At 66.3% G+C, this 15,374-nt stretch carries 10 protein-coding genes; 2 read left to right on the top strand and 8 right to left on the bottom strand.

Annotated features, from left to right (window positions below; translation table 11 throughout):
• Nucleotides 1-25: 25 nt before the first annotated feature.
• Complete coding sequence (locus tag ACLB1G_RS12830) at nucleotides 26-1,213, top strand: serine hydrolase domain-containing protein (protein ID WP_491627598.1); 1,188 nt, start codon at nucleotides 26-28, stop codon at nucleotides 1,211-1,213.
• An 18-nt stretch (nucleotides 1,214-1,231) separates the two neighbouring features.
• On the opposite strand, the gene ACLB1G_RS12825 is transcribed toward ACLB1G_RS12830, so the two are convergent.
• Entirely contained in the window at nucleotides 1,232-2,464 is a 1,233-nt protein-coding gene (locus ACLB1G_RS12825) for a M20/M25/M40 family metallo-hydrolase (protein WP_491627597.1), read from the bottom strand.
• Between the two features lie 9 nt (nucleotides 2,465-2,473).
• A complete protein-coding gene (locus tag ACLB1G_RS12820; RefSeq protein WP_491627596.1) occupies nucleotides 2,474-3,700 on the bottom strand; it encodes a urate hydroxylase PuuD in 1,227 nt (408 codons plus the stop codon).
• Between the two features lie 125 nt (nucleotides 3,701-3,825).
• Here ACLB1G_RS12820 and ACLB1G_RS12815 point away from each other — a divergent pair, with 125 nt between their 5' ends.
• Nucleotides 3,826-4,761: a LysR substrate-binding domain-containing protein gene (locus ACLB1G_RS12815; protein ID WP_491627595.1), complete on the top strand. Its 936-nt coding sequence runs from the start codon at nucleotides 3,826-3,828 to the stop codon at nucleotides 4,759-4,761.
• Here ACLB1G_RS12815 and ACLB1G_RS12810 read toward each other — a convergent pair.
• The 6 genes from ACLB1G_RS12810 to hydA form a co-directional block, all read right to left on the bottom strand.
• Entirely contained in the window at nucleotides 4,730-6,103 is a 1,374-nt protein-coding gene (locus tag ACLB1G_RS12810) for a tetratricopeptide repeat protein (protein WP_491627594.1), read from the bottom strand. The genes ACLB1G_RS12815 and ACLB1G_RS12810 overlap by 32 nt on opposite strands.
• A gap of 15 nt (nucleotides 6,104-6,118) precedes the next feature.
• The gene (locus ACLB1G_RS12805) at nucleotides 6,119-7,792 is read right to left on the bottom strand and encodes a putative bifunctional diguanylate cyclase/phosphodiesterase (RefSeq protein WP_491627593.1); all 1,674 of its coding nucleotides are present in this window, start codon (nucleotides 7,790-7,792) and stop codon (nucleotides 6,119-6,121) included.
• Nucleotides 7,793-7,884: 92 nt separating this feature from the next.
• Nucleotides 7,885-11,472 (bottom strand): M1 family aminopeptidase, encoded by a 3,588-nt coding sequence (locus ACLB1G_RS12800; protein WP_491627592.1) that lies wholly within the window; start codon nucleotides 11,470-11,472, stop codon nucleotides 7,885-7,887.
• 9 nt (nucleotides 11,473-11,481) lie between these two features.
• Nucleotides 11,482-12,363, bottom strand: coding sequence for an ABC transporter ATP-binding protein (locus ACLB1G_RS12795; RefSeq protein WP_491627591.1), 882 nt, complete (start codon nucleotides 12,361-12,363; stop codon nucleotides 11,482-11,484).
• A 136-nt stretch (nucleotides 12,364-12,499) separates the two neighbouring features.
• Nucleotides 12,500-13,735, bottom strand: coding sequence for a Zn-dependent hydrolase (locus ACLB1G_RS12790; RefSeq protein WP_491627590.1), 1,236 nt, complete (start codon nucleotides 13,733-13,735; stop codon nucleotides 12,500-12,502).
• Between the two features lie 129 nt (nucleotides 13,736-13,864).
• The gene (gene hydA / locus ACLB1G_RS12785) at nucleotides 13,865-15,259 is read right to left on the bottom strand and encodes a dihydropyrimidinase (protein WP_491627589.1); all 1,395 of its coding nucleotides are present in this window, start codon (nucleotides 15,257-15,259) and stop codon (nucleotides 13,865-13,867) included.
• Nucleotides 15,260-15,374: the final 115 nt, after the last annotated feature.

The raw sequence follows: 15,374 nt of genomic DNA, 5'->3' as shown, positions 1-15,374 counted from the left end.
CCCCTCATTTTCAAAAGGACATCCCATGCGTGCTGCACGATCCCTCGCTTGCGCGGTACTGGCGCTGGGCGCGCTGCTGGGAGGACCGCCTGCGCTGGCGGCGGCGCCCGCCGATATCGAAACAGCCGTCGCGCAGCGGGCCGAGGCGGCCGGGCTGGCCGGCGTCGCGGCCGCCATCATCCTGGACCGCAAGCTGGTCTGGAGCCACGGCTGGGGCCTGGCCAATGTGGAGCGCCAGCTGCCCTTCACCCCGGACACCGTGATGAACATCGGCTCGATCAGCAAGACCGTCACCGGCGTGGCGCTGATGCAGGCGGTCGAGGATGGCAAGCTGTCGCTGGACGCCGATATCAACACCTACCTGCCGTTCCGGGTCGAGAACCCGGCTTTCCCCGGGCTGCCGATCACGCTGCGCCAGCTGGCCACCCACACTTCCGGCATCACGGACCGCTGGGAGATCTACCGCGCCACCTACCATTGGGGCGGTGATGCGCCGCAGGGCCTGGGCGCCTTCCTGAAGGACTACCTGGTTCCCGGCGGGCGTACCTACGCCAGCGACAACTTCCTGCCCTTCAAGCCGGGCGCCCACCGCGAGTATTCCAACATCGCCTCCGGCCTGGCGGGCTACATCGTCGAACAGGCGGTGGGCGAACCGCTGGGCCAGTACGCGCGGCGCCGCATTTTCCAGCCGCTGGGCATGACACGCACCGGCTGGAGCCTGGCCGAAATCCCACCCGGGACCCACGCGGCCCTGTACGTGGGCCAGTCCGGGCTGCGGATTCCCATCCCCCTGTACGGCATGACCACCTATCCGGACGGCGGTGTGCGCACCTCGGTGGCCGACCTGGCGCGGCTGTTCATCGCGCTGCTCGATGGCGGCCAATACGGAAACGCCCGCATCCTGAGCCCGGCCACCACCGCCGAGATGCTGCGCTTCCAGTACACCACCGGGAACAAGCCGGACAACGTCGACCTGGCGCAAAAGAACTCGGGCATCTTCTGGTCCACCAAGTACAACGTCACCCGCATCGGCCACGGCGGCTCCGATCCGGGGGTGCGGGCCGAAATGCTGGCCGACCTGTCGCGCGACACGGCTGTCATCCTGCTGACCAACACCTCCATCGAGGGGCCGGACAGCAAGGTGTACGAGCAGATCCTGGCCGAGCTGTGGCGGCACGCCGCCGCGCTGCGGCGCCCGGCTGCGCAGCACTAGCCCGGCGTCCGGGAGCGCTCAGGCGGCGAGGAAGTCGTACAGGGTGGCGGCCACCACCTTGGTGGCCTTGCGCAGGTCGTCCAGCTTCAGGCGTTCATCGGCTTTTTTGGCATTCGATTCGGGCACGGTGCGCGGGCCGGCGCCGTACAGCACGGCCGGGATGCCGCGCTCACCGTACAGGCGGGCGTCGGCGTACAGCGGGGTGCCGTGCGCCGGGATCTGCTCGCCGAGATAGGTGAGCGCGTTGGCCTGCAGGCTGGCCACCAGCGGCGCGCCGCCCGGCAACGGACGCAGGGCGTGCGACAGCAGCAATCGCTTGATCTCGATGTGGATGCCTTCCACGCCCTCCACCGCCGCCTCGATCAGAGCCCGCACCTGGGCTTCCACCGCCACCGGATCTTCTTCCGGGATCATGCGGCGGTCCATCTTCAGCACCACCTTGCCCGGCACCACATTGGTGTTGGTGCCGCCGTCGATGCGGCCCACCAGCATGGTCGGCGAGTCTATGCCCGGCACGCCGGACTTGATCTTCTTCAGCTCCGACAGCTGGCCGTAGATGGCGTTCAGGATGCGCGTGGCCGCCTGCAGGGCGTCGTGGCCGGTCTCCGGCATGGCGCCGTGGCCGGACTTGCCGTGCACCGTGATCTCCAGCTGCAAACAGGCGTTGTGCGCGGTGACGATGCCGTAGCTGAAGCCGGCCGCGATCACCAGGTCAGGTTTGGTCAGGTTCTGCTCCAGCAGCCAGCCGGGACCCAGCAGGCCGCCGAATTCCTCGTCGTAGGTGAAGTGCAGTTCCAGTCCGCCCTTGAGCGGCGCGCCCAGCGCCTCCAGCGCGCGCACGGCAAAGATGTAGGTCGAGAAGTCGCACTTGGAGACGGCGGCGGCGCGGCCGTAGATATAGCCATCCTGCACCACCCCGCCGTAGGGCGGATAAGTCCAGTTGTCACCGGGCGGCACCACGTCGCCGTGCGCGTTCAGGGCCAGGGTCGGGCCGCCGGCGCCGTACGGACGGCGCACGATCAGGTTGGTGATGGTCTCCATGCCGTAGTCGCGCACCACCTGCTCCGGCACGGCGTGGCGCTCGGCCTGCCAACCGTAGGCCGCCACCGCCTCGGCCACCATTTCCGCGTGCGGGGCATTGTTGCCGGGCGGGGTGTCGGTGGGGGTGCGCAGCAGTTGCTGCAGGAAGGCCACCTGCTCGTCGAAGTGGGCGTCTATCCAGGCCGCCAGCTGTTCCTTGGAAGTGCTCATCGTCTGTCCTTATTTGGCGCCGGCCTCGTACCAGGCCGCGATCTGGGCCCGTTCGGCATCGGTCATGTTGGTGAGGTTAGCCAGCGGCATGGCTTTCAGCTGGACCGCCTGCTTGTAGATCTTTTCCGCGTTCTGGTGGATCTGGTCCGCGTTATCAAACGTGATGCCGGACGGCGCGGTGGCGAAGCCGGCCTGGGTCGGATGGGCCGAATGGCAGCTGGCGCAGCGCTGGGCGATCACGCCCTGCACCTGGGCGAACTGGGCGGCGCTGTCCGCAGCTCCAGTCCCAGCCGCCGCTGCAGCAGGCCGCGGCGGCGCGATCGCCACCGCCGTGGCCGCCAGCAGGGCCACGCCGATGGCCGGATAGCGCCATTCCACCCTGCCCTTGTGGCGCAGGTTGAAGAAGTGGCGGATGAAGACCCCGGCCGCCATGATCATGGCCAGCACCAGCCAGGCATGCTCGTTACGGTAGGTCATGGCGTAGTGGTTGCTGATCATGATGAACAGCACCGGCAGCGTGAAGTAGTTGTTGTGCACACTGCGCTGCTTGGCTTTCTGGCCGTGGATGGGATCGGGCAGGCCGCCGGCCGACATGGCGTCCACCATCTTGCGCTGGCCCGGGATGATCAGCATCAGCACATTGCCGACCATGATGGTGCCGATCAGGGCGCCCACGTGGATGTAGGCCGCGCGTCCGCTCAGCACATGGGTCAGGCCATAGGCCGCCGCCACGATCAGCAGGAAGATCACGATGCCGAACCACAGGTCGTGCTTGCCCAGCGGCGAGCGGCACAGCAGGTCGTACACGGTCCATCCCACCACCAGGGTGCCGAGGCCGATGCCGACCGCCTGCCAGGTGGAGAGATCCGCCACGGATTTATCCACCATCATGGCCTGGGCATTGAAGTAGTAGGCGATGGTGAGCAGCGCAAAGCCGGACAGCCAGGTCGAATACGCTTCCCATTTGAACCAGTGCAGTTCCTTGGGCAGTTCGGCCGGCGCCACCAGGTATTTTTGCGGGTTGTAGAAGCCGCCGCCATGCACGGCCCACAGCTCGCCCGACACACCCTTTTTGGCCAGCTCGGAGCCGGGCGCCGGCGGGCGGATGGAATTGTCCAGCCAGACGAAGTAGAACGAAGCGCCTATCCAGGCGATGCCGGTAATGATGTGCAGCCAGCGCACGATCAGGTTCAGCCATTCGAGGCCATAGGGGAGCAGATAGGCAAATACGTCCATGTCGTCCTGGTGGGTGAGATTGTGGCGAATTTACATACGATAAACGCTGGTGTGCAGTGCGTCATGAACACCATGGTATATGGAACATATACAATAACGTATATCAATTTTGCCTGTAACTATCCATGGCCGCCCTGCCGCAACACCTGGACCTCCATCTGATCCGCATTCTCTACCTGCTGCTGGTGGAGAAGAACGTCTCGCGGGTGGCGCTCAAGCTCAACCAGCCCCAGCCTTCCATCTCGGCTTCCCTGCGCAAGCTGCGCGAACTGACCGGCGACCCGCTGCTGGTGCGCGGCGCGCGCGGCATGGTGCCGACCCAGCATGGCGAAAGCCTGCTGGCGCCGGCCAAGCGCATCCTGGACGAGACCGAGAGCCTGTTCCTCAAAAAGAGTCCGTTCGTGCCACAGGAAGAAGCGCGCACCTTCCACATCGCGGCCCCGGATTACCTGGACAGCCAGTTCCTGCCCAACCTGGTGGCGCTGCTGCGGCGCGGTTCGCCCAACAGCCGCATCCGCATCCACAGCCTGGGACCGGCGGTCGATTACGTGCGCCTGCTGTCGGACGGCGACATGGACCTGGTGATCGCCAACTGGGACGAGCCGCCCGAGCACCTGCACATGTCCAAGCTGTTCGAGGACCCCATCATCTGCGCCATGCGCGCCGACAGTCCCTACGCCATGCGCACCGCGCCGGACGAGATGACCCTGACCGACTACCTGGCGCTGCCGCACGTGGCGCCGGCCCAGATCCTGCCCGGCTACTTCGGCGTGATCGACGACTTCCTGGAAAAGCAGAACTTGCAGCGCAACGTGGCGGTGGAGTCGGCCTATTTCGGCCTGATCCCCTACATGCTGACCCAGACCGACCTGGTGCTGACCACCGGCCGCCAGTTCCTGCGCTATTACGAGCGCCACATGCCGCTCAAGATCTACAACGTGCCGGTGAAGTTTCCCCCCATGCGCTTCTACCAGCTGTGGCACGAGCGCGTGCACCAGGCGCCCGAGCACAAGTGGCTGCGCGAACAGGTCAGCGCGGCGGCCAGGTCGCTGGGCAAATAGCCGACAAGGCCTGCGCCACGGCGGCCAGCGCGGAACGCCAGTCGCCGTCCTGCTGGCGGAACAAACGGGTGTGCGGATACCAGGGCGTGTCGCCGCGCTGCTTGAGCCAGCGCCAGTCGCAGCGGTAGTCGGGCAGCAGCAGCCAGCACGGCTTGCCCAGCGCGCCGGCCAGGTGGGCCACGGCCGTATCCACGCTGATCACCAGGTCCAGGTTCACCAGCAGCGCGGCGGTGTCGGCCAGGTCGCGCAGGCGCCCGCCGGGACGGTACAGCGCCATGCCGTCCGGCGCTGGATCGTGTTCACCGGCGCCCTTTTGCAGGCTGACGTAGTCCACGCCGGGAATGGCGGCCAGCGGCGCCAGGGTGGACAGCGAGGGCAGCGAACGGTCGGCATCGTTCTGGAAATCGGGATTGCCGCGCCAGGCCAGGCCCACCTTCAGGCCGCCGCCCAGCTCCTGGCACAGCAGCTCGCGCCAGCGCGCCGCGCAGGACGCGTCGGCCGACAAATACGGCACCGGGGCCGGCACCGTGTCCGGCGTGGTGCCGAACAGGCCGGGCAGTTGCATGGGCCGTACCTGGACATCCCAGCCCTCGGCCGGCACGGGACCGTCGTAGGGATGCACCTCGTCCACGCCGGGCAAGGTGGCGAACAGGCGCGCCAGGGCCGGATGGCAGACCAGGCCCACGCGCGCCGCGCCGCGCTCCTTGAGCAGGGCGGCATAGCGGCAGAACTGGATCATGTCGCCCAGCCCCGCTTCCAGGCCGATCGCCACCGCCCTGCCCTGCAGCGGCTCGCCCTGCCAGTGCGGGGCGCGGAACAGGTCCGGATAGCGGTCGAATTCCCAGCGCGCCTCCAGCAGGGGCCAGCCGGCTTCCCAGCGGCCCTGGCGCAGCAGCAGATAGCTGTAGTTGAAGCGCGCCAGTGGATGGTGCGGCGCCAACGCCAGCGCGCGGCGGTAACAATCCTCGGCTTCCTCTTCGCGCTGCGCGCTGGCCAGGATGGCGCCCAGCTGGCTCCAGCCGCCGGCCGATTCCGGCTCCAGCCGCAGCGCCATGCGCGCCAGCTGCTCGGCCTCGGCCAGCTGCTTGCGGCGCAGCAGCAGCGCGCCCAGGTTGCGCAGCAACTGGGCGTGCTCGGGCAGCAGTTCCAGGGCGGCGCGGTAGTGGCGCTCGGCCTCGTCCAGCGCGCCGCTCTGCTCCTTCAGGTAGCCCAGGTTGGCGCGCGCGGCCGGATGATCGGGCTGCAGGGCCAGCGCGTGCAGGAACAGGCGCTCGGCGCCGGCGCTGTCGCCGGCGGCCAGCAGGCGGTTGGCTGCGATGTAGAGGTCCTGGGCAGTGTGCATGGGCACAGCATACCATCAGCGCGCGGCGATGAAACCAGCCAGCTCCCCTTCCTGCAGCGGCTTGCTGTACAAAAAACCCTGGTAGGACTGGCAGCCCTCGGCCAGCACCAGCGACAGCTGGCGCGCCGTCTCCACGCCCTCGGCCATCACCGACATCTTCAGCGCCCGCCCCAGCGCCACGATGATGCGCACGATGGCGCTGCCATGCACCTCGTTGAAGGCGTTCCAGATGAAGGACTTGTCGATCTTGATCTGGTCCAGCGGCAGCCGGTGCAGATAGGACAGCGAGGAATAGCCGGTGCCGAAATCGTCCAGCGCGAAGCACACGCCGGCCTCCTTGAGGCGGCGCATCCTGGCGATGACGCCTTCGATATCGTTGAGCAGCATGCTTTCCGTGACTTCCAGCACCAGCTGCTGCGGCGGCGCTCCGGTCTCGGCCAGGACCTGCAATACCTGCTCGACGAAATCGGGGCGGTGGAACTGCGGCGCGCTGATGTTGACCGACATGCGCAGCGCGCTGGTGCGCGGGTCACTGCCCCACACGGCCAGCTGGCGGCAGGCGCGCTGCAGCACCCAGCGCCCGATCGGCACGATCAAGCCCATTTCTTCGGCAATGGGGATGAACTGTGTTTGCGCTACCAGCCCGCGTACCGGATGGCGCCAGCGCAGCAGCGCCTCCACGCCCAGCAGCCGGCCATCGATGGCGGCCTGGGGCTGGTAGTGCAGCTCGAACTCGTCCTGCGCCAGGGCGCGCCGCAGGTCCGACTCCAGCCCGACCCGCGCGCTGACCCGGGCCTGCATTTGCGTATCGTAGAACACCGCGTTGTTGCGGCCGGCTGCCTTGGCCTGGTACATGGCCAGGTCGGCGCGGCGCAAGGTATCGTCGGCGCTGGCGGCGCCGTCGAACAGGGCCACGCCCATGCTGGGGGTGGTGTGCTGCAGGCCGCCCGCTATCATGAACGGCGCCTCGAAGGCCAGCAGCACCTTGCGCGCCACTTCCTGCGCCACGGCCGCCACCTCGGCCTCGCCCTGGCCCGCGTCCTCCAGCAGCACGACGAATTCGTCGCCGCCGAAGCGCGCCACCGTGTCGCTGGCGCGCACCGCGCCGGCCATGCGCGCGGCGGCGTCGCGCAGCAGGGTGTCGCCCTGGTCATGGCCCAGGGTGTCGTTGATGCTCTTGAAGTTGTCCAGGTCGATGAACAACAGCGCGCCCGGATGGCCACTGCGCCCGCTGACCACGATGGCGTGGGCGATGCGGTCCAGCAGCAGCTGGCGGTTGGGCAGGCCGGTCAGGGTGTCGTAGAAGGCCAGGCTGTGGATCTCGGCCTCGCTGGCCTTGCGCCGGCCGATATCGCGGAAGTAGATCGCCAGCCCCTGCTCGGAGGGATAGGCGCGGATCTCGGTCCACAGGTCGAGCGGCGCGTAATGCTCCTCGAACGCGACCGGGATGCCGGTGTCCATCGCCTGCCGGTAGGCGCGGTAGTAGGTGGTGTCCACCGCTTCCGGGAACACCTCCCACATGCTGCGCCCCAGCACATCGGCGCGCAGCACCTTGGCCAGACGCTCGGCCTCGGCGTTCAGGTACGTCAGGCGCCAGTCGCGGTCCAGCAGGATGACGGCGTCCGATATGCTTTCCAGCGCCGCCGCCAGACGCGCGTCAGACGGCGGCCGTTCCGGTATCGTTTGCATGATGATAGCCTGTCGATGGCGATGCACAGGCTAGGATAATGCAAATCCGGCGGCGGCAGCGCTCCGGTACGGGGCGCTGCTGCAAAAACACATCAGTCCACGCTGACTTCCTTGCGGTTGTCGCGCGAGACGCGGTCGATCAGCTTGTTGTACGGGTCCACCCCGACTTCAAAGGGTTTTTCCTTGACAGTCACCGTGACCACGGGATCGGCGCCCTGCAGCAGACGCTTCTTGTTGTACAGCACGCGCTCGTCGGCTTCCCTGGCGCCGGGCGCACGCGCGAAGATGCCGATTTCCACCGGCTCGTCGTAGGCGCGCGGGCTTTCCTTGCCCTTGCCGTCGGCCTCCATTTTCGCCAGGTGCAGCTTCATGGTCACATCCCACTGTCCATCCGGGCGCTTGACCGCCTTGGCTTCGGTGACGCGGTTATCGTAGAACACGATCTTCTCGAACAGGTCGGTGATCAGGGACTGTTTATCGGCCGGCGCCTCGGCGCGGATGTAGTCCAGCAGTTCGCGCGAGGTGGTGTATGGCGGCTGCTGGTAGCCCTTGTCCTGCAGGAAGCGCTTGAGGGCGCGGTTCAATGCGTCCTCGCCGATCTCGTCGCGCAGGCGGTAGAACACCAGGCTGCCCTTGCGGTAGTGGATGTACTGCTGGTTCTCGACGCGGAACAGGGGCTGCTCCTCGATCAGTTCCGAGCCGCGGTCGCGCAGGTAGCGGTCCAGCTCATAGCGCAGGTAGCGGCGCAGCTTGCCGCGTCCGTACTCCTTCTCCATCACCATCATGGCGGAATACTGGGCCAGCGATTCAATCAGCATGGTGGCGCCCTGCACCTTGGCGCCCACCACCTGGTGGCCCCACCACTGGTGCGCCATCTCGTGCGCGGTCACGTAGAACACGTAATCGAGATCGTCCTTGTCGCGCAGGTCGGCAATGAAGCCTATCGATTCTGAATACGGAATCGTGTTGGCAAACGACTGCGCGAAGCTGGCGTAGCTGGGGAACTCCAGGATGCGGGCCTGGCGGTGCTGGTAGGGCGTGAACTGGCTGCTGAAATAGTCGAGCGACTTCTGCGCCGAGGAGATCATCTTGTCCACGTTGTAGGCGTGCTTGTGATCGTAATAGACCTCGATGGGGATGCCGTGCCAGTCGCCCTTGCGCACGTCCCAGTTTGCCGACAGGTAGGCGAAGAACGGCATCATGGGGCGGTCCATCTTGTAATGGAAGTAGCGGCGGCCATCCTGTTCCCAGGTTTTCTGCAGGTAGCCGGGGGCGATCGCGGTCTGGCCGGCGCTGGTCGACACGGTGGTCTCGAAATCGATCCAGTCGGCCGAGCTGCCGAACACGTTGTTGGCGTAGGCAGCCTTGTTTTCCAGCTTGTCCACGCGGTGCGGCTCGCCCAGGCCGCGCTTGCGGCGCTCGTTGCGGTCATGCAGCTCGGCGCCCTCGTTGTAGCCGAAGCTGGGGAAGAACTCGGCATTGTTGAAGAAGGTGCCGTTCAGGTTGACCGTATCCGGCCGCCCGGAATTGGTGAAGCCGGGATGGCGCACGTCCACCACGAAGTCCAGCGCCAGGGTGGCGCCGGGCGCCAGCGGCTGCGCCAGCTTCAGGATGCTGAAACCGGCCTCCTTGTCGTCCAGCGTGACCTGGTGCGGCGGCAAATTGCTCCACGTCGTATCGATATCGCGGTTGAGCTGGATGCGCAGGGTGTCCAGCGGCGCGGCCGTCTTGTTCTGCAGGTCGTAGTGGCCACGGATGCTGACCCGGCGCTGTTCGGGATAGATGTCGACGTCGGCGCGCACCGCGGTGATCTTGGGCTGCGGCAGGTCGATGTAGCGGCGGTACAGCTTTTCGTAGCGCGCCTGGCGGTCCATGGCGGCATCCGACGCGATGTACTCGTTCAGCACATTGGTGTTGTAGTAGATCCAGGCGCCGCACCCGGCCCAGGCCAGCACCACCACGGCCAGCGCAGCGCCGGCGCCGCCGGACAGGCGCTGGCGCGCCGTGCGCAGGCGGGCGCGCCAGGGCTGCGCCAGGCCACGCACCCACAGGGCCTGGGCCACCATGAGCAGCGCCACCGCGAACAGGGTCCAGTACAGCGCGAACCAGGACCAGCCCTTGAGGAAGTGGCCGTAGCCGTTCATGTCCGAATACGGAATGGCTGGCAGCCCGGCGTAGCTGTACAGGTTGTGGTCGAAGTGCAGCACGCCCAGTACCACCTGCGACAGCAGCATGACAATCATCAGGAAGTAGCCGATGAACTTGTTGTTGGTATAGACCTGGATGGCCAGCGCCAGCAAGCCCATCAGCACGAACGGCACTGCCCCCAGCAGGATGCCCTTCAGGTACAGCAGCGGCTCCAGCGCCACCCCGCCCTTGACCAGCTGGAAGCACATGGCGGCCACGGCGCCGGTCAGCATGAAGCCCAGCACCACACCCACCAGGGCCAGGCACTTGGCCACCAGAGGCACCCAGTCCGGGGCCGGCATGGCGTCGCTGACGTCGGCGATCTTGACCTGGCGTTCCTTGAAGATCAGCTCACCGGCGTAGAAGGTGACGATGATGACCAGCATGAAGTTGAAACTGTTCTGCAGCGCTTCCAGCATCTCGCGCGTGACCGGATAGACCTTGGTGCCGAAGATGGAGCCGCCCTGGCTGGCGCTGCCGACCAGGTTGACCACGCCGAACAACAGCATGACGAGGAAGGGGATGCTGCGGAATACCATGCCGGCGTCGAAGCGCAGCACCTGCCAGCACTGGGCCCAGGCGGTGGCGGCGCCGAAGCGCGGCTCCACGCGCGGCAGCTGCAGCGGCGCCGGCCGGGCCGGCGCCGCATCCTTGGCTGCAGCCTTGGCCTTGCCGAACAGGCGGCGGCCGGTGCCCACGCGCTGCGGCTTGAACAACGCCACGGTGGCGACGAACATCAGCAGGCCCAGGCCGGACCACAGTGCGCGGTTGGCCAGCAGGTAGCCGTTCAGCGGCGGCAGGCCGGCATTCTGCTCGGCGGCCGAGAAGTAGCGCACCATGCGGGCAAAGGCGCGGATGCCGAAGGGATCGATCAGCACCGCGATCCATTCATTGCCGATGTCGCGCGTGAAGGTGCCGGCCACCGCCCACAGGATGAAGAAGCCGATCACGCCCACGTACACCAGCATAATGGAACGCGAGGTGGCTGCCAGCAGCATCAGCAGGCCGCCGATGAACAGCAGGTTGGGGATCACGAACACGCAGAAGCCCCACAGGTAATCGTGCAGGGAGAACGGACCGACGCGGGCCGGATCAACCCAGGGCATCAGCGGGCCTATCATCATGCCGATCGAGATCAGCACGAAGATGAACAGGCAGGCCACCAGGCCGGCCGCGAAGCGGCCCAGCAGGTAGTCCCATTTGCGCATGGGCGTGGCGAACAGCATGTCGGAGATGCCGACTTCCGTGTCGCGCAGCACGGTGCCGGCAATGAACACCGTCACCAGCAGCATGGACATCACGCAGAAGGTGCCCAGCAGCTGGGCCACCACCACCGGCGCGTTGCGGTTGACGTTGCCGATTGCGCCGCCCACCTGGATCGCATCGCTGGTGGTGGCGCCAAAGGCCAGTAAAGCCATCAGCAGGCCGCCCACCCACAACAGGGGCTGGCGCAGCTGGTAGTCGAGGTCGAACTTGAAGAATTCACGCCACATGGCCGCTCCTCAAGCCGCAGCGCGCGCGGCGTTGCGCAGCTGGAGGAAATAGACGTGCTCCAGGTCCGGCTCGACGCGCAGGAAGCCGTCGTCGGGCTGGCTGTCGGCAAAGACGTTGATGGTGGGCTTGCCGCCCACCAGGCGCGTGTCCAGCACCGTGTAGCGTTCCTGGTATTCAGGCAGGGACTCGGCGCTGACGCTGCGACGCCAGACCTTGCCGCGCAGCTGGTCGATGGCGGCCTGCGGCTCGCCCTGCGCCAGCACCTGGCCCTTGACGATCATGGCCATGCGCGGACACAGGTCGGTGACGTCTTCCACGATGTGGGTGGACAGTATCACCACCACCTGCTCGCCTATCTTGGCCAGCAGGTTGAGGAAGCGGTTGCGTTCATCGGGATCGAGGCCGGCGGTCGGTTCGTCGACGATCACCAGCCGGGGCGCGCCCAGCAGGGCCTGGGCGATGCCGAAGCGCTGGCGCATGCCGCCCGAATAGGTGCCCAGGCCGCGCTTGCGGGCTTCCCACAGGTTGGTTTGCTGCAGCAGCGCCTCAACCGCCTCCTTGCGCTCGCCCTTGTTGGTCAAGCCTTTGAGCACGGCGAAGTGGTTGAGCAGCTTTTCCGCGCTGACCTTGGGATAGACGCCGAAATCCTGCGGCAGGTAGCCGAGCTGGCGGCGCAGCGCGGCCTTGTCCTGCAGGACGTCGGTGCCGTTGAAATGGATGCTGCCGCTATCGGGATCCTGCAGCGTGGCGATGGTGCGCATCAGCGAGGACTTGCCGGCGCCGTTGGGGCCAAGCAGGCCGAACATCCCGTTGGGGATCTCCAGGCTGACATTGTTGATGGCCTTGACGCCGTTGGCGTAGGTCTTGTTGAGCTGCTTGATCGATAGCATAAAGCCATTCTCCTGGTCCAAGTCGAAAAGGGCGGCGCGGATCGCACCATCCTTGGACTATACAGATCAGCTTGCTCAAAAGATACTATTGTGCGACAGACAGCAGTTTTTGCGGTACAGAATACGAACTGGCGGATCACACCACCCTGGCGCACTCCAGCATGGCGTGCAGCAGCACGTTGCAGCCGGCTTCCAGGTGCTCGGACTTGGCGTCCTCGATTTCGTTGTGGCTGATGCCATCCTTGCAGGGCACGAAGATCATGCCTGCCGGAGCCAGGCGGGCCGCGTAAATGGCGTCATGGCCGGCGCCGGATACCACGTCCATGGTGCTGTAGCCCAGCTTGGCCGTGGCGCTGCGCACCGCATCCACGCACTCCGGATGGAAGGGGCATGGCGGATAGTAGGACACCCGCTCCAGCTCGACCTTCAAGCCGCTGGACGCGCGCACGCCATCGAGGTAGGCCAGCAATTCCTCGTGCATCGTGTTGAGCAGCTCGTCGTTCACGTTGCGCAGGTCGATGCTGAACTTGACCTGGCCCGGTATCACGTTGCGGCTGTTGGGGAAGACCTGCACCATGCCCACCGTGCCGCGACCATACGGCGGATAGCGGTTGGCGATGGCCACCACTTCCTGCATGATGGTGGTGGCCACCTGCAGCGCATCCTTGCGCAGATGCATGGGCGTAGGGCCGGCGTGCGCCTCCATGCCGGTCACGGTGCAGTCGTACCACGACAAGCCCATCACGGCCGGCACCACGCCGATCACCTTGTCCGCATCCTCCAGCACCGGGCCTTGCTCGATATGGGTTTCGAAGTAGGCGCCTATCGGATGGTCGCCCGGCACCTGGGTACCCTTGTAGCCTATGCGCTCCAGTTCCTCGCCCACGCTCTTGCCGTCGACGTCGCGCGCCGCATACGCCGTCTCCAGGCTGAAGGCGCCGCAGAACACGCCCGAACCCATCATCACCGGCACGAAGCGCGAGCCTTCCTCGTTGGTCCAGAACGCGACTTCGATCGGGGCCTCGGTCTTGATCTTCAAGTCGTTCAGGGTGCGCACCACTTCCAGCCCGGCCAGCACGCCATAGTTGCCATCGAACTTGCCGCCGGTGGGCTGGGTGTCGATATGGCTGCCCGTCATCACGGGCGGCAGCGCGTTGTTGGTCCCGTCGCGGCGCATGAAGACGTTGCCGATCTGGTCTATGGTGATGGACATGCCGGCTTCCCGGCCCCAGCCGACCACCAGGTCGCGGCCCTGCTTGTCGAGGTCGGTCAGGGCCAGGCGCTTGACGCCGCCCTTCTCGGTGGCGCCTATCTGCGCCAGTTCCATCAGCGAGGCCCACAGGCGCTCGCCATTGATACGAAATTCACTCATGTCGTACTCCTAAAGCCGGTGAGGGCCAGTTGCGTCGCTCCCGCGCATGCGGGAGCCTATGCTGAGCAAGCGCCGCGTTGTCTCATGCCCGGCACGGGCTCCCGCCTTCGCGGGAGCGACAACGGTTGTTCAGGCGGCGCTGGTCGGAACAAAAGCCGGGCGGTCGATGTGGCGGCCCGCGCCTTCCACCGCGCGCAGTTCGCCCTGGTGGTAGACGACCTTGCCGGCCGCCACGGTCGTGGTCGGAATGCCACGTACGGTGCGGCCCTCGAACACATTGAAGCCACCCCTGGCATGCTGCGTCTTGGCCGAGATGGTGCGCGTGCCTTGCGGGTCCCAGACCACCACGTCGGCGTCGGAACCGCTGGCGATCAAGCCCTTGCGCGGATAGATGTTGAAGATCTGCGCCGCGTTGGCCGATGTCACCTTGACGAACTCCGAGGGCGTCAGCAGGCCGGCGCTCACCCCGGCGTCCCACACCACGGCCATGCGTTCTTCCACCCCGCCGCAGCCGTTGGGGATGCGCGGGAAATTGTCCTTGCCGGCCGCCTTCTGCTCGGCGCAGAAGGTGCAGTGGTCGGTGGCCGTAGTGTGCAGGTTGCCGCCCTGCAGGCCCTGCCACAGCGCGGTCTGGTGGTGCTTGCTGCGGAACGGGGGGCTCATCACGTGGCCGGCCGCGAAATCGAAGTCCGGACTCTGGTACACGCTGTCGTCTATCACCAGGTGGCCGGCCAGCGCTTCGCCGTACACGCGCTGGCCGTGGGCGCGGGCCCGCGTGATGGCCTCCAGCGATTCGGCGCAGGACACATGCACGATGTACAGCGGCGTGTTCAGCACCCCGGCAATGGCGATGGCGCGATTGGCCGCTTCCGCCTCCACCGCCGGAGGACGCGACAGCGGATGCGCGCCAGGTCCCGTCATTCCGCGCTTCATCAAGTCCTGCTGCAGCTGGAACACCAGCTCGCCATTTTCCGCATGCACGGTGGGGATGGCGCCCAGCTCCAGCGCGCGGCGGAAGCTTTTCACCAGGGTTCCGTCGTCCGCCATGATGGCGTTCTTGTAGGCCATGAAGTGCTTGAAGCTGTTCACGCCATGGTCGCGCACCAGGATGCCCATGTCGCGGTACACGGTCTCGTCCCACCAGGTGATGGCGACGTGGAAGGTGTAATCGCCAGCGGATTTTTTGGCCCACTCGCGCCACTGGTGGTAGGCCTCGATCAGGTTCTGCTGCGGATTCGGGATGACGAAGTCCATGATGGTGGTGGTGCCGCCAGCCAGCCCGGCGGCCGTGCCGGTGTAGAAATCGTCGGCCGTCACCGTGCCCATGAAGGGCAGGTTCATGTGGGTGTGGGTGTCTATCCCGCCCGGCATCACGTACTGGCCGTGCGCGTCTATCACCTGGGCCGATGCCGGCGCCTCCAGGTTCTCGCCGACGGCGACGATCTTGTCGCCATAGCACAGCACATCGGCGCGGAAGGCGCGGTCGGCGTTGACTACCGTACCGCCACGTATCAATATCGACATGAACAACTCCAGTGGGAACCCGTTTCAACAAGACCAGGGCGTCGTTACCGCTCCTCGCCGTGCAGGCGCACTGCCTTCGTCACGGCGCCTAGCCCTGCTCATGTTGAAACAAGTT

The sequence above is a fragment of the Duganella kummerowiae genome, assembly GCF_053572355.1.
Note: the sequence above shows the minus strand (reverse complement) of the source record. Positions and strands in the feature narration are given on the sequence as shown.